The organism is Streptomyces sp. NPDC002845 (assembly GCF_053591955.1).
In genome coordinates this window covers 165,911-184,589 of record NZ_JBSFUU010000004.1, presented here as the reverse complement: position 1 = coordinate 184,589, position 18,679 = coordinate 165,911, and the positions used below count along the sequence as shown (strand labels likewise).

Here is an 18,679-nt window from a genome sequence, read left to right as displayed (position 1 = left end):
CCGCGTCCCGACTCCCCTCCGGCCCAACGGCTTCGGTCCCCATCCGGTCCACACCCTCAATCCCTGCCGGCCCTACGGCTTCGGTCCCTGCCCGGCCCACGTCCTGAACCCCCGCCGACCCGACGGCTTCGGACTCCGCCCGGCCCACGTCCCGAACCCCCGCCAGCCCCACGGCCAAGGACCGGGCATCCGACGCGCCCCCGGCCCCTGCCGCGCAGCACACCGCCACCAGCGCGGTGGCAAGGAACGATCTCAGCAAGGGACCCGGACCGGGCACGGGCTGTCTCCGTTCGGGCGGCGACTCGTGTTTCCCGGAGTCTGAAGGCATGCACCGCCTACCGCACCGTCGTCCCTCGCCGGGTCGCGACAAGATCACCCCGACGGAGGCGAAGTCATACAACCCTTGGGGCTCACGCGACTCCGGCCCAACTCACGCGCATCCCGGCCACCTCACCGGCCCGGAACCGGCTCACCGACGCGGGGCCACCTCACCGGCGTCGCCCTGCAACTCACAGGCGCCCAAAAGGCGGCTTTCGGAGGCGAAGCCAGGCCGCACCCGGACCTCAGGACCTCCCCACGGACGCGAGCCAGGGCCCGAAGCCAGAGCCGGTCTTACGGCGCAGGCCGGCCTCAACCTGTGCCCTACGACAGTCATCCGAACCCCGCCCTAACCCCGCCCGCCCCACACCCGACGCTTGGGCAACGGCTTCGCGTACCCCCCAACCCGACTGGTCGTCAGCCCCAACTCCACCAGCGACTCGGCGAGCTTCACCGCCGCCCCCACCCCGTCGACCACCGGCAGCCCGAGCTTCGCTCCCACCGCCCGCTGCAACCCCGTCATCCCGGCGCACCCGAGCACCAGGACCTCGGCCCCGGCGTCCCGCGCACGCTCGGCGGCGGCGACGAAGGCCTCCTCCGTGCGCACCGGGTCCCCCAGGTCGAGCACCCCCACCCCCGTACCGACGACGGCGACGCAGTTGCGGCCCACGCCCGCCACCTCCAGGCTGTCCTCGATCTGCCCGCACGACCGCTCCAGCGTGGTGACGACCCCGTACCGCCGCCCGAGCAGGCACGCGAGGTGGGCGGCGGCCTCGGTGATGTCGACGACGGGCACGTCCACCAGTTCCCGCGCGCCCTCCCGCCCGTGCTCCCCGAACCCGGCCATGACGACGGCGTCGTACGGCTCCTCGTACGTGCGCAGGGTGTCGAGGACGGCGGCGGCGGAGAGGTAGCTGTCGAGCCAGCCCTCCGCGGACTCGGGGCCCCAGGCGGGGGTCAGCCCGGTCACGGTGGTGCCCGGGCCTGCGGCGGCCCGGGCACCTCGTACGATCTCCTCGGTCATCCCCTGCGTCGTATTGCAGTTGGTGACGACGATCCGCACGCTCAGCCCTCCACAACGGCGGACTCGGTGGCGGGCTGGGCGACGGCGGACCGCTCGGCGGCCGCGCGTTCCGGCCGGCACAGCACCGCGTACAGCCCGGCCGCGAGCGCGGTCCCGATGAACCACGAGTACGGGGCCACGGCGCCGAAGTCCTTCACCAGCGCGAGCACCGCCGCGACCGCCGCCGCGGGCAGGAACGCCCACAGGGCCTTGGGGTTGACGCCCTTGCGGTAGTAGTACGGGGAGTCCGGCTCGGCGCTGAAGAGCTGGTCGGCGTCGATCCGGCCGCGCTTGATCCAGAAGTAGTCGAGCATGATCACGCCGAACAGCGGGCCCAGGAAGGCGCCGAGGCCGCCGAGGAAGTACTGGACGACGGTGGGGTTGGAGAAAAGGTTCCACGGGGTCACCACCAGCGCGGCGACCGTGCTGATCATGCCGCCGACCTTGAAGGTGATCTTCTGCGGCCAGACGTTGGCGAGGTCGTACGCCGGGGAGACGAAGTTGGCGACGATGTTGACGCCCATGGTGGCGATGGCGAAGGTCAGTGCGGCCAGGACGAGCACCCAGGTGTTGCCGACCTTGGCGACGAGTGCGGCGGGGTCGGTGATGGCCTCACCGAACACCTCCAGCGAGCCGGCCGTGACGATGACCGACACGACGACGAAGGCGGTCGAGTTGATGGGCAGGCCCCAGAAGTTGCCGCGCTTGACGGTCTTGTAGTCGGGCGCGAAGCGGGAGAAGTCGCAGAAGTTGAGCATCAGCGTGCCGTAGGTGGCGAGGACGAGGCCGATCGCGCCGAACCACTGCCGCCACTGCTCGCCGACCGAGACCGGGTTCGGGGTGGAGGTGAGCGAGATGGTCCAGCCGGCCTTGGCGAGGATCCACACGGCGAGCGCGATCATCACGACCCAGATGGCCGGACCGCAGAAGTCCTGGAACTTCCTCACGGATTCCATGCCCTGGCTGATGATCAGCGCCTGGATGATCCAGAGGGCGATGAAGGAGATCCAGCCGAGCGTGTCGAGCCCCAGGAACGAGTTCCGCGTCCAGGACTCCAGGCTCGGCCAGGCGGCGAGCAGCATCACGTTGACGGCGACGGACGCGAGGTAGGTCTGGATGCCGTACCACATGATGGCGATCACGGCCCGGATGAGAGCGGGGATGTTGGCGCCCCAGACGCCGAAGCTGATGCGGCTGACGACGGGGAACGGGACTCCGTGGAGCTGCCCGATCTTCCCCATCCAGTTCATGCCGACGTAGATGAGCACGAAGCCGACGAGCAGGGAGGTGAAGACCTGCCAGACGTTCATGCCGAGCACCAGCAGGCCCGCCGCGAACGTGTAGTTGCCGAGGTTGTGGACGTCGGACATCCACATCGCGAAGAGGTCGAACACCTTCCATTTGCGCTCGGTGGCGGGCGCGAGGTCTTCGTTGGTGAGCCGGGGGTCGGGGACGAACACGGCTGTGCCGGTGACTTCGGCACGGTCGGCGAGGGACACGGGGGTCCTCCATGAGCGAGGGGACGGAGGTGGCCTGTCAGGGCGGGGGGTTCACTTGAGGCTTGCCGGAGGTTAATGAATTTTTGGTATACCAAACTGCGCTCATAGTCTCGCCACCAATGGTTCTCGGCCATATCCCTGCCGTTACAAGTGCGTAAACCTGACCCGCGTCGGCGAAGATGGCCCCATGACGAAGATCGAACCGCTCGGTGCCGTACGCGAACGCGTCCTGGGCACCTTGCGGCAGGACATCATCGCGGGCCGCCTGCGCCCCGGCGACCGGCTCGTCGAGCGCGAGCTGGCCGACCGCTTCGGGGTCTCCCGGGTGCCGGTCCGCGAGGCGATCCGCGCCCTGGTCGCCGAGGGCTTCGTCCTGTTCGAGACCCCGCGCCGCACGGTCGTCCGCCGCCTCACCGCGACGGACGTGGCCGAACTGTTCGAGCTGCGCGAGGCATTGGAGGTGTACACCGCCGGGCTCGCCGCCTCCCGTGCGACGCCGGAATCCCTCGCGGGGCTCGCGGCCCTGCTGGAGCAGGCGGCGATCGCCACCGAGGCCGGGGACGCCGAGACGATCACCGACGTCAACACCCGCTTCCACGACGGCATCCTGGCCATGGCGGGCAACAGCCTGTTGATATCCGTCATGGAACCGGTCGACGGCCGGCTCCGCTGGCTCACCCGCCAGAACGAGGAGTGGCCCCAACTCCTCACCGAACACCGCGAGCTGTACGAGGCGATCGCCTCCGGAGATCCGGAACGGGCCCGCGCCCACGCGCTCAGCCATGTGCGAGCGAACTACCGTTCGACGGTCCGGCACCTCTTCGGCGAGGTCGACGACAACCGCGAAGCCGACGACAACCGCGACACCCGCGACGCTCAGGGAGAACTGTGACCGCCCGTACGGTGATCGGCGCCGCCCGGAACCGCCCCTGCACTCTCGTCGTCTGCCGCGGCTGCTGCTGCGGGGACTCCCGCAAGTACCCCGGCTACGACCACGACTGGCAGCTGGACCGGCTCCGGGCGGCGGCCGCGGCCTCCGACGGCCGCCTCGCGGTCCGTACGACGGACTGCCTCGGCCCCTGCGACCAGGCGAACGTCATCGTCGTCCAGCCGTCGGGGGAAGGGCGCAGGCGCGGGGGCAAGGCCGTATGGATCGGCTGGTCGATGGGTGACGACTGCACCGACGAGATACTGCGCTGGGCCGAGGCCGGCGGCCCGGGCATCGCCCCTCCCCCGCCCGTCCTGGAACTCCAATTCGTCCAGTCGGCGGGGGAACGGACCCGGGCGCGCCGCTAGGACCGTCTCTGCTCGGGCTCGGCTATCGGCTGTACGCGGACCGCGTACTTGTCCGTCGCCGCCACCAGCGCGTCCACCATGCTCGGGGCGCCCGCGTTGTGCCCGACCTCGTCGATGACGATCAACTCGCTGCCGGGCCAGGCGTGGTGGAGGCGCCAGACGATGCCGAGCAGGTTGCCGAAGTCGAGGCTGCCCTGGACAAGGGTGCCGGGGATGTCCTTGAGCAGGGGCGCGTCCCGCAGGACGACGCCCTCCTCGTTCCCCTCGCCGAGGAAGTGGTCGTTTCCCCAGTAGTGCGTGACGGTACGGGCGAAGCCCATGCGGAACACCGGGTCCTCGTAGCGCTCGACGGACCGTGGCGGCGCGGGAATGATCGCCGTCTCCCAGTCGGTCCAGGCACGCGCCGCCCGCGCCCGCACCTCCGGGTCGGGCGACTCGATCAGCCGGTTGTAGGCGGCCGCGAGGCTGCCGTCGCGCTCGTCCTCGGGCAGTTCGGCGAGGAACCGCTCGAATGCCTCGGGGAAGAACTGCCCGAGTCCCCTGGTGAGCAAGGACACTTCGGCATCGGATCCGGTGGCGACGCAGGTGAGGACCAGCTCGGACACGGAACCGGGGTGCGTCTGCGCGTACCGCAGCCCGAGCACCGACCCCCACGACACGCCCCACACCAGCCACCGCTCGATCCCGAGGTGCCGTCGCAGCAGCTCCAGGTCGGCGATGAGGTGAGGCGTCGTATTGACGCTCATGTCGGTCTCGTACGCGCTCGCCGGCGGCGTGGACCGGCCGCAGCCGCGCTGGTCGAGCAGGACGATCCGATACGCGGCCGGGTCGAAGTAGCGCCGGAAGTTGGGGTTGCTGCGGGAGCCGGGCCCGCCGTGCAGCATCACGGCGGGCTTGCCGCGCGGATTGCCGCAGACCTCCCAGTACACGCGATTGCCGTCACCGACGTCGAGCATGCCGTGGTCGTACGGTTCGATCTCCGGGTAGAGGGGCATCGCGCGACCATAACGTGCGTACGGTGCTGTCAGCAGCCGTTTTTCCCTCGCCCCGCACGGCCAGGAGAGCGCTCTACGGCTCGGTGGTGCTCAGCCCGGCCGCGTCCGCCGCCGTGCGCAGCACATCCCTCAGCATCGCGGGAGTGAGCCGCCCGGTGAACGTGTTCCGCTGGCTGACGTGGAAGCACCCGAAGAGCTCCAGGTCACCGTCCTCCCCCGCCAGCCGGACCCGGGCCCCGTGCGCGAAGGCGGGCCGTGGCCGGGGCACGGCCCACCCCGCTTCGGCGAGCGCGGGCAGCGCGGCCTGCCATCCGAAGGCCCCGAGCACCACCACCGCCCGCACCGTGGGCCGGAGCAAGGTCAGCTCCCGCACCAGCCATGGCCGACAGGTGTCCCGCTCCTCGGGCGTCGGCTTGTTGGCGGGCGGGGCGCAGCGCACCGGCGAGGTGATCCGCACGCCGTACAGCTCCAGCCCGTCGTCCGCACTCACCGCGGTCCCGCCCGAGGCGAGCCCCACCTCGTGCAGCGCCGCGTACAGCACGTCCCCCGAGCGGTCCCCGGTGAACATCCGCCCCGTCCGGTTCGCCCCGTGCGCGGCCGGCGCCAGCCCGACGATCAGCAAGGACGCGTCAGCGGGCCCGAATCCGGGGACCGGCCGCCCCCAGTACGTCCACTCGGCGAAGGCCGCCCGCTTCGTCCGCGCCACCTCCTCGCGCCACTCGACCAGCCGCGGGCACGCCCGGCACCCGCTGATGTCGAGTTCGCCGAGAGTGCTGTCCATGCCTTTACGGTACGGCCGGGCCGATCGCCGAACCCCGGCGAGCGGGGAGGGGCGGGCGGGCCGGGGAGTTAAGGTCGAGGTATGGCTTCTGAAGATGCGGTCGAGGACGTGAAGGACACGGCTTCGTCGTCGGAGCGCTCCGCTTCCGGCGAGGCCCGTTCGCGTGGTTCCGCCGACGCGGTCGCCGCCGCCCGGGCGGCGGGCCCGGCGAACGGCGAGACCGTGCGGATCGACAGCTGGATCTGGTCCGTCCGACTCGTCAAGACCCGCTCGGCAGGTGCTACCGCCTGCCGGGGCGGACACGTCCGCGTGAACGGCGAACGCGTCAAGCCCTCCCACTCGGTACGCGTCGGCGACGAGGTCCGCCTCCGCCACGCCGGCCGGGAACGGATCGTGGTCGTCAAGCGCCTGATCCGCAAGCGCGTCGGCGCCCCGGTCGCGGTGGAGTGCTACGTCGACAACTCCCCTCCGCCCCCGCCCCGCGAGGCCGTCGCCCCCATCGGCATCCGCGACCGCGGCACCGGCCGCCCCACCAAGCGCGACCGCCGCGAACTGGAACGCCTCCGCGGCTTCGGCGGCGGCCCGGGCAGCGGCTTCGGGGCCCCTGACGACGGCTCCAGGAGCCCCAGGGGAGAGTGACGGCAGCCGCCGCGGTCCTGCGGTCGGCCCGGCGCGGGTCGTCCGACGCCGTCGAGGGTTCCCCGACCCCGACCGACCCGGTCGGACTCGGTTGGTCGGGGAACCCTCGACGGCGCGGGCACCCACGCACCTCGCACGCACCTCTCACACCCCCACGTACGCGCGTGTCCCACGCGCACCCCGTGCCCCCCGTACCGCCGTCACGCCCGTCGTCGTACCAGCCGCACCAGCTCGGCCGTGTGGTGGCGGCGGGCCCAGGCGATCACGGCGAGGGGGACGAGCAGGATGAGCGGCGTCGCCGCGTTCTCCCCGTCGAACACGGTGAGCTGCGTGACGAACGCCCCCACCATCAGCGCGCCCAGCGACACCGCCGCGATCGTGGCCAGCGCGGGGACCACCAGCGCGATGGCACCGGCCAGTTCGAGCGCGCCGATGGTGTACATCCCCGCGCTGCCCCAGCCCATCTCCTCGAATATCTCGACGGCCGACGAGTGCCCGATCAGCTTGGGCAGTGCGCTGGCGCCCGCGTAGAAGAGCGCGAGGACGATCTGCAGAGCGCGCAGCGAGATCTCGGCGCGGCGGCTGCGGGCGGTACGCGTGGCAGAGGCAGAGGCAGAGGTGGTGCCGGTGACGGGAGCGATGGTTTCGGACATCGGGGTCTCCTGTGAAGCAGTTCGGGTTGCTGTCACCGAAGTAGACCCACGGGTCGTCCAAAACTCATCGCCGCCGGCGCCGACTTATCCGACCGGCAACGCCTTCACCCACACCCGGTCCTCCGTCAGATACCGGTCCACCCTCAGCCCCACCTCCCCCAAGGCCTCCTCGAACTGTTGCTTGGTCATCGGCCGCGCCTGAAACGTCTGGGTCCAGATCGCGTCCGGGAAGACGTACTCGGCGTGCACCGAGTTCGCCCCGTTCCCGACGGGCTCCGCCGACAGGATCCGTACGGTGTAGCCGCTGGGGTCGGTCCGCTCGCGAGGCACGTTCGAGTGGTAGTCCTCGCCCTCCCGCTGGATCAGCACGGAACCGCCGTCCGCGAGATGCCGCAGACAGGCCCTGAGCATCCCCCGTCGCATCTCCTCGTCCCCGGTGTGGACGAGGAAGGACGCGAGCAGCACCACATCGAATTTCTCGCCCAGGTCGAGTTCCTCGATCGGACTGCATATCGTGCGGGCCCCGCGCACCCGCTCCAGCATGTCCGCCGACTCGTCCACGGCCGTGACCCTGAATCCGCGCTCCACGAGCGGGTGGGTCATCCGCCCCACCCCGCAGCCCAGTTCGAGAATGCTCGCGCCCGCGGGTGCGGCGGCGGCGATCACCTCCGGCTCGTTCCCCAACGACAGCCGTGAGTAGAGCTCGACCGCGCAGCCGTCCGGGGTGATCGCACCGGGTCCGGTTCCCTCGTGTCCCTCACGCATCTGAATGCTCATATCCCTCCAACGGCCCGCCCCCACCGGGCCGTTCCGCCTCTCCATCACTCGATCGAGTGATGTCTTACGGCAGGCCCCGGCCGCGGCTCACGAGTCGAAGCGGGCCGCTTCCAGGTACTCCGGGTTCGGGTCGAGCGCCGCGGCGAGGCGGAAGTGCCGCTTGGCCGGATCGGGCCGGTGCTGCCGCTCGTAGGTCCGGGCCAGTGCGAAGTGCGCGAACGCGTTGTCCGGCTCGCGCTCCAGCACGATGGTGAACTCCAGTTCCGCAGGGCGCAGTTGGGCCGCCGCGAAAAAGGCACGCGCGCGCAGCAGCCGGGCGGCCGTGTTCTCGGGGTGTACGGCGATGACTCCGTCGAGCAGCTTCACCGCGCCCCGCGGATCGCCCGCGGCGAGCAGTTGCTCGGCGGCGCGAAAGTCTATGACGTGCGTCTCCGGAGTACGTCCGGCGGAACCGCTGATCTCGGGCACGGCTGAGTCCTTCCCTTGCTGCACGGATTCAACGCCCCCGTAAAGGACCGCTATTCCTGGGAGTGTTCCCGGGGCTCCTGCGCTCTACGGGCGAGATCCGCCCATACATCCCGTACACGCCGCTCCAGGTCCTCCAGGGGGACGTCGTTGTCGATGACGATGTCCGCGATCTCCAGACGCTTGTCGCGGGGCGCCTGGGCGGCCATCCGCGCGCGGGCGTCCTCCTCGGTCATGCCGCGCAGGCGTACGAGCCGGTCGAGCTGTGTCTCGGGGCTTGCGTCCACGACGACCACGAGGTCGTACAGCGGGGCGAGTCCGTTCTCGGCGAGGAGGGGGACGTCGTGGACGACCACGGCGTCCTCGGGGGCCGCGGCCTCCAGTTCCCGGGAGCGAGCGCCCACCAGGGGGTGCACGATCGAGTTCAGTACGGCGAGCTTCTCGGGGTCGGCGAACACGATGGAGCCCAGTTTGGGCCGGTCCAGGCTGCCGTCCTCGGCGAGCACGTCCTCGCCGAATGCCTCGACAACCACCGCCAGGCCGGGAGTTCCGCGCGCGACGACCTCGCGGGCGATCCGGTCCGCGTCGATCAGCACCGCGCCGCACTCGACGAGCAGGCGGGAGACTTCGCTCTTGCCGGCGCCGATGCCACCGGTCAGCCCTACCTTCAGCATGACCGGCAGCTTAGGGCCTGCCACTGACAGGCCCCAGCTCACCCCTTCCCGCGGACGCCCCGGCGCTCAGCCGTCGCCCTCCCGCTCCGCGAGGAACTTCTCGAACTCGCGCCCGATCTCGTCCGCGGACGGGATGTCGGCGGGCTCGGCGAGCATGTTGCCGCGTGTCTCGGCGCCCGCGGCGGCGTCGTACTGGTGCTCCAGGCCCTGGACGAGGGCGACAAGTTCCTCGTCGCCTTCCTGGATCTGCCGGTCGATCTCGGTCTGCGTGCGGTACGCCTCCGTGCGCAGGGAGTGCGCGACACCGGGCAGCACCAGGCCGGTCGCGCCGGTGATCGCCTCCAGGACGGTCAGCGCGGCGTCCGGGTAAGCGGAGCGGGCGATGTAGTGCGGCACGTGCGCGGCGACGCCCAGGACGTCGTGTCCGGCCTCCACGAGGCGGTACTCCAGCAGCGACTCGGCGCTGCCGGGGACCTGTGCCTCCTCGAAGGGGCTGCGGTGGCCGGGCACCAGCTCGGCACGGTTGCCGTGCGGTGTGAGGCCCACGGGGCGGGTGTGCGGGACGCCCATGGGGATGCCGTGGAAGTTCACCGACAGGCGGACGCCGAGCCGCTCCACGATCTGCTGGACGGCGACCGCGAAGCGCTCCCACTCCACGTCCGGCTCCGGGCCGGACAGCAGCAGGAAGGGCGCCCCGGTGGCGTCCTGGACGAGCCGTACGTCGAGCGTGGGCTCCTCGTAGGCGGTCCAGTGGTCGCGCTTGAACGTCAGCAGCGGACGACGGGCGCGGTAGTCCACGAGCCGGTCGTGGTCGAAGCGTGCGACGACCTGATGGGGCAGCGAACCGAGGAGCCGGTCGACGATCTGGTCGCCGGTCTCGCCCGCGTCGATGTATCCGTCGAAGTGGTAGAGCATGACCAATCCGGCCGACTCCTGGGCGAGCGCCATGTCGACGACTGCCAGGCCCTTCGGCTCCCACTCGTACAAACCCTGCGGATCAAGCACTGTGACCGCTCCTCCTCGTGTTCGTACTGCACAACGCGGTCGGGGGCACGGCCATTCCCGCCCGTGCCCCTTCATCACCTCGTCCTACGGCGTTTTCATCCGCACAAGGGACGGCGTCCCCCTAAGCACCCAGCACGCGCGCATGCAGCGCAGTCACCGCCTTGCGGGCCGACTCGAAGGCCCCGTGCTGCCAGGCAACGGTGTGGCTCAGCCAGTCCCCGGCGAAGTAGACGCGCCCGGTTGGCTCGTTCAGCGGCTTGTAGCGGGGTGCGTCGGGGCCGTCCGGGAGGAAGTGCCAGGCGGCCTCCAGGTGGGGCATCTGGCGCCAGTGGTGCGAGAAGGACGAGGCCAGCTCGGTGCGGTACTTCTCGCCGTAGATCTTCACGCCGGCGGCCACCGCCCGCTTCTCGCGCTCCTTGGGGGTGAGCTTCGCGTACGAGTCGGCGTTGGCGCCGTAGTTGTAGTAGCCGATCAGGACGCCACGCTCGGTGTGGAAGCCGTGCGAGGGGTGCCAGATGTCGAGGATGTCCTGGTCGGTCTCGGTGATGCCCCCGTAGATGTTGTGGTCCAGCTCCCACCAACGGGAGCGGTACTCCAGCCCGATCTTGGCCGCCGACAACGGAACGATCTCGTCCAGCGCGCTCTGCACGCCGGAGCCGAGGTTGTGCGGGATCTTGGCGAGGATGTTGGGCGGGAGGGCACCGATGCAGTAGTCGGCGTCGATCACCTTCGTACGGTCGCCCTGGGTGTAGGTGACCGAAACACCGCTCCCCTTGTCGGTGATTTTCGAGACCACGGCCCCGGTCCACACGCGGCGGGCCCCTATCGCCCTGGTGAGCGCCTTGGGTATCTGGTCCATGCCGCCGACCGGCTGGAACATCAGCATCGCCTGGTCGAACTCGAGCTCGAAGCCGAAGTAGCGTCCGACACCGCTGGCGAAGACGTCGGAGGCGGACGGGATGTCGCCGAGCGGTGCACCGGGGGTTCCTGCCGCGCCCGGAACGACGGAGTACCCGCGGCGCCGTCGGCCGCCCTCGTAGGTCAGCTTGTCGCCCAGTTCCCCGAAGTCCTGGAGGAACTCGACGAGTCTCTCCTGGTCCTCCGCCGTCAGCTCCTGGTCGAGTGCCCCCTTGTGGGCGGCCTTGGCAAGCAACTCGGAGACGTACCCGTAGACGTCGGCCTTCGCGGTCCGGTAACGCATCGGCTTCGTCATGCCGGTCGACTCGTTGAAGATGTACGCGTCCGCGTTGGCGTTGGTGAACACCTCGACGGGAACGCCGAGTTCGCGGCAGTAGTCGAGGGTGACCATCCACTGTGCCAGGCGGGCGGGGCCCGTGTTCATGTACTGGCCGTCGGCGAAGCGGGCGGTCTGCCGGTTGCCGTACAGGTCGGTGGTCGTGTCGCCGCGGCGGACGGTGAGGTTGCGTCCTCCGGTGCGGTCCCCGGCCTCCAGGACCGTACAGTCGTAGCCCGCCTTGCCGAGTTCGTACGCGGCGGTCAGGCCGGCGATGCCGCCGCCCACTATGACCACCCTGGCGGCACCGCGCCCGGTGAGCGTGAAGTCACCGGCCGCTGGTGCGCGGAAGGGTTGTTGGCGCTGGGCGGCCTGTGCGGTCGGTGCGAGTCCGAGGGCGCCCATGGTGGCGAACATCGCGCCCGCGCCACTGGTGAGACCCACGTTGCGCAGAAACATCCGCCGGCTCGTACCCGGTTCGTTCTGAGCGTGTGCCATGCGTTCGGCTCCCCTTTTCCGATCATCGATGGACCGGGGAAGCCTCTCAACTATCCATTACGACATGCCAGTTGCCACATATCCCGCGCGTTTCCCTGGATACACGTGTGCAACCGGCTGGACGCCCACGCACTGAGGGCCCGCACCCAAAGTGGGTGCGGGCCCTCAGTTACCAGTCGGCTACTGCCTGGCGGCAAGCAATCAGCTCTGGCCGCCGGCGAGCTTCTCGCGGAGCGCGGCCAGGGCCTCGTCCGAGGCGAGCGCGCCGGAGTTGTCCGGGCCCTCGGAGGAGTACGAGCCACCACCCGAAGCGGCCGGAGCCGCACCCGGGGTGGCGGCACCCTCGGCCTCGGCCTGGGCGTCCGCCTCGCGGGACTTGATGACCTGCGCCTGGTGCTGCTCGAAGCGCTGCTGCGCCTCGGCGTACTGGCGCTCCCACTCCTCGCGCTGCTTCTCGTAGCCCTCGAGCCAGTCGTTGGTCTCGGGGTCGAAGCCCTCGGGGTAGATGTAGTTGCCCTGGTCGTCGTAGGACGCGGCCATGCCGTACAGGGTCGGGTCGAACTCGACCGAGGCCGGGTCGGCACCGAAGGACTCGTTGGCCTGCTTCAGCGAGAGGCTGATGCGACGGCGCTCGAGGTCGATGTCGATGACCTTGACGAAGATCTCGTCGTTGACCTGGACGACCTGCTCCGGGATCTCCACGTGGCGCTCGGCCAGCTCGGAGATGTGGACCAGACCCTCGATGCCCTCGTCGACGCGGACGAACGCACCGAACGGAACCAGCTTCGTGACCTTGCCGGGAACGACCTGGCCGATCTGGTGGGTGCGGGCGAACTGCTGCCACGGGTCTTCCTGGGTCGCCTTCAGCGACAGGGAGACGCGCTCACGGTCCATGTCGACGTCGAGGACCTCGACGGTGACCTCCTGGCCGACCTCGACGACCTCGGAGGGGTGGTCGATGTGCTTCCAGGACAGCTCGGAGACGTGGACCAGACCGTCGACGCCACCCAGGTCCACGAAGGCACCGAAGTTGACGATCGAGGAGACCACACCGGAACGGACCTGACCCTTCTGGAGGGTCGTGAGGAACGTCTGGCGGACCTCGGACTGGGTCTGCTCCAGCCAGGCACGGCGGGACAGGACCACGTTGTTGCGGTTCTTGTCCAGCTCGATGATCTTGGCCTCGAGCTCCTTGCCCACGTAGGGCTGGAGGTCGCGAACGCGGCGCATCTCGACCAGGGAGGCCGGGAGGAAGCCACGGAGGCCGATGTCGAGGATGAGACCACCCTTGACGACCTCGATGACGGTACCGGTGACGATGCCGTCCTCTTCCTTGATCTTCTCGATGGTGCCCCAGGCACGCTCGTACTGGGCGCGCTTCTTCGAGAGGATCAGGCGGCCTTCCTTGTCCTCCTTCTGGAGGACAAGGGCCTCGATCTCGTCTCCGACGGCGACGACCTCGTTCGGGTCGACGTCGTGCTTGATCGAGAGCTCTCGGCTCGGGATGACACCTTCGGTCTTGTAACCGATGTCGAGCAGGACCTCGTCCCGGTCGACCTTCACGATGACGCCGTCGACGATGTCGCCGTCGTTGAAGTACTTGATCGTCTCGTCGATCGCGGCGAGGAAAGCTTCCTCGTTACCGATGTCGTTGACCGCTACCTGCGGGGTGGTTGCGGTGGTCTCGGTGCTGCTCGTCATGTGGGAAAGGGCTCCGGTACGGACATTGAAGTCGTAGGTACTGCTTTACGCCGGGAGCCCGTTTCGCTCTGCAGAAGCCGGACAGCCAAGGAAGCGCCGCACCGATCGAAAACCGGTGGCGCCTCGACAACCGAGGGGACATACATACAGATGCGAGCGCAGCCTGCTACGTCTGAGGTGCGCAGGCCCGCAGCGCAACTTGTAGCATACGGGGGCAGCCGGGCAGGGTCAATGCGCGAAGGCGCACACCCGGGGCGGATCGCCGCAATCCCGGCACAAGAACACATGCGGCGGCACTCGTATGCCGCACACCGGACGGCGTCCGGAGGCCACACAGGCCCGTGACGCCCCTTCCGTGACACGACCGGAACAGGTTGGACGGAAGAGTACGACGAGGGAGCCGATCATCCAAGAGCCCGAATCCGCCGAGCCCGAAGCCACCCGCCGTGCGGCGGGCGCCACGGAGAGTGCCCGGGCCAACCGGGGCTGGTGGGACCGGAACGCGGACGAGTACCAGACCGAGCACGGCACGTTCCTCGGGGACGACCGCTTCGTGTGGGGCCCCGAAGGGCTCGACGAGATCGAGGCGGAGCTCCTGGGGCCGCCGGAGGACCTCAAGGGCCAGGACGTCCTGGAGATCGGCGCCGGCGCGGCCCAGTGCTCGCGCTGGCTGGCCGCCCAGGGCGCCCGCCCGGTGGCCCTGGACCTCTCCCACCGCCAGCTCCAGCACGCGCTGCGCATCGGCGGCCCCGTGCCCCTCGTGGAGGCCGACGCGGCCGCGCTGCCCTTCAGGGACGCGACCTTCGACCTGGCCTGCTCCGCGTACGGCGCGCTGCCCTTCGTGGCGGAGCCGGTGCGGGTGCTGCGTGAGGTCCACCGCGTCCTGCGCCCCGGCGGTCGGTTCGTCTTCTCGGTGACGCACCCCATCCGCTGGGCCTTCCCGGACGAGCCCGGCCCCGAGGGCCTGTCGGTCTCCGGCTCGTACTTCGACCGCACGCCGTACGTCGAGCAGGACGAGCGGGGGCACGCGGTCTACGTCGAGCACCACCGGACCCTCGGCGACCGCGTCCGGGACGTCGTGGCGTCCGGTTTCCGGCTGGCCGACCTGGTCGAACCGGAGTGGCCCGCCTGGAACACCTCCGAGTGGGGTGGCTGGTCGCCGCTGCGCGGAAATCTGATCCCGGGGACGGCGATCTTCGTGTGCGAGCGGGACTGAACCGGGCAGCACCGGCCGGGCCGGCGGCACGCGCGCGTGAGGGGCGTTTTCCCGGCCGTACGACACTGGGGGCGTGATCCGTACCGACGCTCTCGACCGGCTGCCCGTCCGTTCCGCCGTACCCGCGCTGCGAGGTGCCCTGGAGGAGCACGGGGCGGCGGTGCTGTGCGCACCGCCGGGGACGGGCAAGACGACGCTGGTGCCCCTCGCGCTGGCCGGGCTGGTCGGCGCGGGGCCCGTACGGCGTGTCGTGGTCGCCGAGCCGCGGCGCATCGCCGCCCGGGCCGCCGCGCGGCGGATGGCGTGGCTGCTCGGGGAGAAGGTCGGCGAGAGCGTCGGCTACACCGTGCGCGGTGAGCGTGTGGTGGGGCGGCACGCGCGCGTGGAGGTCGTGACGACCGGTGTCCTGCTGCAACGGCTCCAGCGGGACCAGGAGCTGGCCGGTGTCGACGCGGTCGTGCTCGACGAGTGCCACGAGCGGCACCTGGACGCGGACACCGTCGCGGCCTTCCTGCTGGACGTACGTGCCGCGCTGCGCCCCGAGCTGCGTCTCGTGGCGGCCTCGGCGACCACCGACGCGGAGGGCTGGGCGCGGCTGCTCGGCGACGCCCCGGTGGTCGAGGCGGAGGGTGTCGCGTACCCGGTCGAGGTGGTGTGGGCGCCGCCGGTACGTCCCGTACGGCCGCCGCACGGGATGCGGGTGGACCCGGCGCTTTTGACACACGTGGCGTCGGTGGTGCGGCGCGCGCTGTCGGAGCGGGAGGGCGACGTCCTGTGTTTCCTCCCCGGGGTCGGCGAGATCGCGCGCGTGGCGGGGCACCTGGGCGACCTGGATGACGTCGAGGTGCTCCAGGTGCACGGGCGGGCGCCGGCGGCGGTCCAGGACGCGGTGCTGTCCCCGGGTACACGGCGCCGGGTGGTCCTCGCGACGTCGGTGGCCGAGTCGTCCCTGACGGTGCCCGGAGTGCGGGTCGTGGTGGACTCCGGCCTGGCCCGTGAGCCCCGCGTCGACCACGCGCGCGGGCTGAGCGCCCTGACGACCGTACGGGCCTCCCGCGCGTCCGGGCGCCAACGGGCCGGGCGCGCCGGACGTGAGGCTCCGGGAGCCGTCTACCGCTGCTGGCCCGAGGCCGAGGACGCCCGCCTCCCGCGCTTCCCCGCGCCGGAGATCCTGCTGGCGGACCTGACGCCGTTCGCCCTCCAGGCGGCCTGCTGGGGCGATCCCGGCGCCTCCGGGCTGGCCCTGCTGGACCCGCCGCCGGGCGGGGCGATGGCGGCGGCGCGGGACGTCCTGTCGGCGATCGGCGCGGTGGACGCGGCGGGCCGGGCCACGGAACGGGGCGTACGGATGTCACGCCTGGGCCTGCACCCCCGCCTCGCGCGCGCCCTCCTGGACGCGACGCCGCTGATCGGCCCCGACCGCGCGGCGGAGGCCGTCGCCCTGCTGAGCGAGGAGCCGCCGAGGGAGTACGGCGACGACCTGGCCGGGGCCCTGAGGTCCGCCCGGCGCGGACGCGGGGGTGACGCCTACGCGGCTCGCTGGCGGGCGGAAGTACGGCGGCTGCGATCCGTGTCGGCTCCTTCGGCGCCGGGTTCTTCCCGGCCGGGTTCTTCCCACCTGGGGGACGACCAGGTCGTCGGGCTCGTGGCCGCGCTCGCGTTCCCCGAGCGGGTGGCCAGGGCGCACGGCGGCTCGTATCTCATGGTGTCCGGGACCCGGGCCGAGGCCGGGGCGGGGTCGGGGCTGGGCGGTGCGCCCTGGCTCGCTGTCGCCGTGGCCGACAGGCCCGTCGGCGCGGGGCACGCGCGCGTGCGGCTCGGGGCTGTCATCGGGGAGGAGGAGGCTCGGGAGGCGGCCGGGGCGCTGTACAGCGAAGGGGACGAGGTGCGCTGGGGTGACGGGGACGTCGTGGCGCGGCGGGTCGAGCGGCTCGGGGCCGTGGAGTTGGCGGTGCGGCCGTTGCAGGACGCCGACCCCGTACTCGTACGGGAGGCGCTTGTCGAAGGGCTGCGGGTGGAAGGGCTCGGGCTGCTGCGGTGGTCGCAGGACGCCGAACGGCTGCGGCAGCGCCTCGCCTTCCTTCATCTGCGTCTCGGCGCTCCCTGGCCCGACGTGCGTGACGACGCTCTCCACGCGCGCGTGGACGACTGGTTGGAGCCGGAGTTGAGCCGTGCCCGGCGGCGGGCGGATCTCGCGCGGATCGATGCCGGAGAGGCGTTGGGGCGGCTGTTGCCGTGGGCCACGGGAGATGCCGTACGGCTGGAGGAGCTCGCGCCCGAGCGGATCGAGGTGCCGAGCGGGTCCAGAATCCGGATCGACTACTCCGATCCCGAACAGCCCGTGCTCGCGGTGAAGTTGCAGGAGATGTTCGGGCTTCAGGAGTCGCCGGCCCTGGCGGGGGTTCCCGTGCTCGTGCATCTGCTGTCCCCGGCCGGGCGGCCCGCCGCCGTCACCGCCGATCTCGCCTCCTTCTGGAAGGATGGGTACAAGGCCGTACGGGCGGAGCTGCGCGGACGCTATCCCAGGCATCCGTGGCCCGAGGACCCCGCGACCGCCGAGCCGACCCGGCACACGAACGCGCGGCTCAGGCGTTGACCGGCTGCGGCTCCGGGGACCGGCTGGCCTCGGGTTCGCCGGGGCGGCGGCTGCGGGCCTCCAGGTAGAGGGAGAGGGCCAGCAGAAGGGTGCCGAGGGTCAGGAAGCTCCAGGGGAGGTACGAGGTCATCAGGAGGACCAGGAAGCGGTTGGACTTGACCAGGTCCACCGTGGACTCGATGTAGTCCTCGCGCATCTTCACGTGCCCGGCGAAGGCCGTCACCTTGTCGCGGCCGCCCAGGAGCGTGCCGCCGCGGAGTTCCTCCTTGTGGATCTCCTCGCCGTACACGGGGGCACCGGTGAGGGGTTCCACCCAGAACTTGCGGACGGTGGAGTACCAGCGGGTCGTGCCGGTCTCCGCGATCGACTCCGGGGTGATGCCCTCGACGGGCAGGGTCTTGGGGAACGGAACCTTGGTCCAGGGGATGGTCTGCTCGAAGTAGTAGACCTCCAGGCCGTGGAAGTCCTGGGTGCCCTTGTAGTGGATGGGGGCGGTGACGCGGGCCTGGGCGTCGAAGTACTCGTAGTCCCGCTTCTCCGTCAGGAAGGGCCACTTGAACTCCAGGCCCTCGCGGCGGACGGGGTCGCCGTCCACCATCTCGCCCGTGGCGTGGACGGGTTCCTGGGTGTGGGCGTCGAAGATGTACCGCTCGGGGATCTGGGAGACCATCTCGCCGTCGGGCCCCTGGACGTACGACAGGCCGTCCCAGACGACCACGTCCCGGCCGGCGGTCTTCTCGATCTTCTCGGAGGCCTCCACGTTGCCCTTGAGCGTCTGCACGATGGTGACCTTCGGGACCGTCCTCGCCTTCATGGTGCCGTAGTCGAGGAGGGTGGCGTCCTGCGCCTCCAGGACCATGTCCTGGTACTGGTGCGCGGGGATCTTGGCCAGGCGCGGGAAGGCGTACCAGCGCAGCATCGGGGACAGTGCCGCGAAGAACACGGCGAGGGCGAGCAGGATCAGGCTGGCCTTGCGGCGCATCTCGGCCTCCCTCCCGGGGCGTCCGGAGCGTTACGGGTGCGCGGGCACCGTCGTGAGCAGCGGCTTCGGTGACGTCTCACCGGCCGGTGTGCCGATCGCCGTGAGGGTGAACACCAGGACGAGCGCGACGGCGAGTCCGGTCGCGGCGGCGACGAGTGCACGCATGCGGGCCTCCCCCGTGAAGTGCGTGGGGTACGTGAGCTGATGGAGCGTCAGGGCTGGGGCACCGTAGCAACGACCGGGTGAGATGAGAACACGTCGCGCACACAACAGCGGCGCCCCTCCGG

At 70.8% G+C, this 18,679-nt stretch carries 18 protein-coding genes; 5 read left to right on the top strand and 13 right to left on the bottom strand.

From position 1 onward, the window contains the following. Positions 1 to 667: 667 nt before the first annotated feature. Complete coding sequence (locus ACWD3C_RS04375) at positions 668 to 1,381, bottom strand: aspartate/glutamate racemase family protein (protein ID WP_451139937.1); 714 nt, start codon at positions 1,379 to 1,381, stop codon at positions 668 to 670. A 2-nt stretch (positions 1,382 to 1,383) separates the two neighbouring features. Next, complete coding sequence (locus ACWD3C_RS04370; protein ID WP_451139935.1) at positions 1,384 to 2,880, bottom strand: NCS1 family nucleobase:cation symporter-1; 1,497 nt, start codon at positions 2,878 to 2,880, stop codon at positions 1,384 to 1,386. A 187-nt stretch (positions 2,881 to 3,067) separates the two neighbouring features. On the opposite strand from ACWD3C_RS04370, the gene ACWD3C_RS04365 reads away from it, so the two are divergent. Next, positions 3,068 to 3,772 (top strand): GntR family transcriptional regulator, encoded by a 705-nt coding sequence (locus ACWD3C_RS04365; protein WP_451139933.1) that lies wholly within the window; start codon positions 3,068 to 3,070, stop codon positions 3,770 to 3,772. Next, positions 3,769 to 4,176, top strand: coding sequence for a (2Fe-2S) ferredoxin domain-containing protein (locus tag ACWD3C_RS04360; RefSeq protein WP_451139931.1), 408 nt, complete (start codon positions 3,769 to 3,771; stop codon positions 4,174 to 4,176). The genes ACWD3C_RS04365 and ACWD3C_RS04360 overlap by 4 nt, the downstream gene beginning before the upstream one ends. Here the strand turns inward: ACWD3C_RS04360 and pip are convergent. Both pip and ACWD3C_RS04350 read right to left on the bottom strand, forming a co-directional pair. After that, positions 4,173 to 5,171 (bottom strand): prolyl aminopeptidase, encoded by a 999-nt coding sequence (gene pip / locus ACWD3C_RS04355; RefSeq protein WP_451139929.1) that lies wholly within the window; start codon positions 5,169 to 5,171, stop codon positions 4,173 to 4,175. The two genes, ACWD3C_RS04360 and pip, sit on opposite strands and share 4 nt — an antisense overlap. Before the next feature lie 73 nt (positions 5,172 to 5,244). Continuing rightward, positions 5,245 to 5,952 (bottom strand): uracil-DNA glycosylase, encoded by a 708-nt coding sequence (locus ACWD3C_RS04350; RefSeq protein ID WP_451139927.1) that lies wholly within the window; start codon positions 5,950 to 5,952, stop codon positions 5,245 to 5,247. Between the two features lie 81 nt (positions 5,953 to 6,033). Between ACWD3C_RS04350 and ACWD3C_RS04345 the strand changes: the two genes are divergently transcribed. Further along, entirely contained in the window at positions 6,034 to 6,591 is a 558-nt protein-coding gene (locus ACWD3C_RS04345) for an RNA-binding S4 domain-containing protein (RefSeq protein ID WP_451139925.1), read from the top strand. Between the two features lie 200 nt (positions 6,592 to 6,791). Here ACWD3C_RS04345 and ACWD3C_RS04340 read toward each other — a convergent pair whose 3' ends face one another. From ACWD3C_RS04340 to rpsA, 7 genes are all read right to left on the bottom strand, one after another. After that, on the bottom strand, positions 6,792 to 7,244 hold the full coding sequence (locus ACWD3C_RS04340; protein ID WP_451139923.1) for a DoxX family protein: 453 nt from the start codon (positions 7,242 to 7,244) through the stop codon (positions 6,792 to 6,794). A gap of 84 nt (positions 7,245 to 7,328) precedes the next feature. Next, entirely contained in the window at positions 7,329 to 8,021 is a 693-nt protein-coding gene (locus ACWD3C_RS04335) for a class I SAM-dependent methyltransferase (RefSeq protein ID WP_451139921.1), read from the bottom strand. A gap of 87 nt (positions 8,022 to 8,108) precedes the next feature. Further along, entirely contained in the window at positions 8,109 to 8,489 is a 381-nt protein-coding gene (locus ACWD3C_RS04330; RefSeq protein ID WP_451139919.1) for a tetratricopeptide repeat protein, read from the bottom strand. A 50-nt stretch (positions 8,490 to 8,539) separates the two neighbouring features. Next, positions 8,540 to 9,160: a dephospho-CoA kinase gene (gene coaE, locus ACWD3C_RS04325; protein WP_451139917.1), complete on the bottom strand. Its 621-nt coding sequence runs from the start codon at positions 9,158 to 9,160 to the stop codon at positions 8,540 to 8,542. A gap of 66 nt (positions 9,161 to 9,226) precedes the next feature. Further along, a complete protein-coding gene (locus tag ACWD3C_RS04320; RefSeq protein ID WP_451139915.1) occupies positions 9,227 to 10,165 on the bottom strand; it encodes a PAC2 family protein in 939 nt (312 codons plus the stop codon). 121 nt (positions 10,166 to 10,286) lie between these two features. Next, positions 10,287 to 11,897: an FAD-dependent oxidoreductase gene (locus ACWD3C_RS04315; RefSeq protein ID WP_451139913.1), complete on the bottom strand. Its 1,611-nt coding sequence runs from the start codon at positions 11,895 to 11,897 to the stop codon at positions 10,287 to 10,289. A 201-nt stretch (positions 11,898 to 12,098) separates the two neighbouring features. Continuing rightward, complete coding sequence (gene rpsA, locus ACWD3C_RS04310) at positions 12,099 to 13,598, bottom strand: 30S ribosomal protein S1 (protein WP_451139911.1); 1,500 nt, start codon at positions 13,596 to 13,598, stop codon at positions 12,099 to 12,101. A 301-nt stretch (positions 13,599 to 13,899) separates the two neighbouring features. Here rpsA and ACWD3C_RS04305 point away from each other — a divergent pair, with 301 nt between their 5' ends. Both ACWD3C_RS04305 and hrpB read left to right on the top strand, forming a co-directional pair. Further along, entirely contained in the window at positions 13,900 to 14,814 is a 915-nt protein-coding gene (locus ACWD3C_RS04305) for a class I SAM-dependent methyltransferase (RefSeq protein WP_451139909.1), read from the top strand. Positions 14,815 to 14,887: 73 nt separating this feature from the next. Continuing rightward, positions 14,888 to 17,410, top strand: a complete 2,523-nt coding sequence (hrpB, locus tag ACWD3C_RS04300) for an ATP-dependent helicase HrpB (RefSeq protein ID WP_451139907.1) — start codon at positions 14,888 to 14,890, stop codon at positions 17,408 to 17,410. Here the strand turns inward: hrpB and ACWD3C_RS04295 are convergent. Both ACWD3C_RS04295 and ACWD3C_RS04290 read right to left on the bottom strand, forming a co-directional pair. Next, on the bottom strand, positions 17,400 to 18,392 hold the full coding sequence (locus tag ACWD3C_RS04295) for a DUF3068 domain-containing protein (protein WP_451139905.1): 993 nt from the start codon (positions 18,390 to 18,392) through the stop codon (positions 17,400 to 17,402). The genes hrpB and ACWD3C_RS04295 overlap by 11 nt on opposite strands. Positions 18,393 to 18,422: 30 nt before the next feature. After that, positions 18,423 to 18,557 carry an SPW_0924 family protein gene (locus ACWD3C_RS04290; protein ID WP_451139903.1) on the bottom strand — a complete coding sequence of 45 codons (135 nt, stop codon included), beginning with the start codon at positions 18,555 to 18,557 and terminating at the stop codon, positions 18,423 to 18,425. Positions 18,558 to 18,679: the final 122 nt, after the last annotated feature.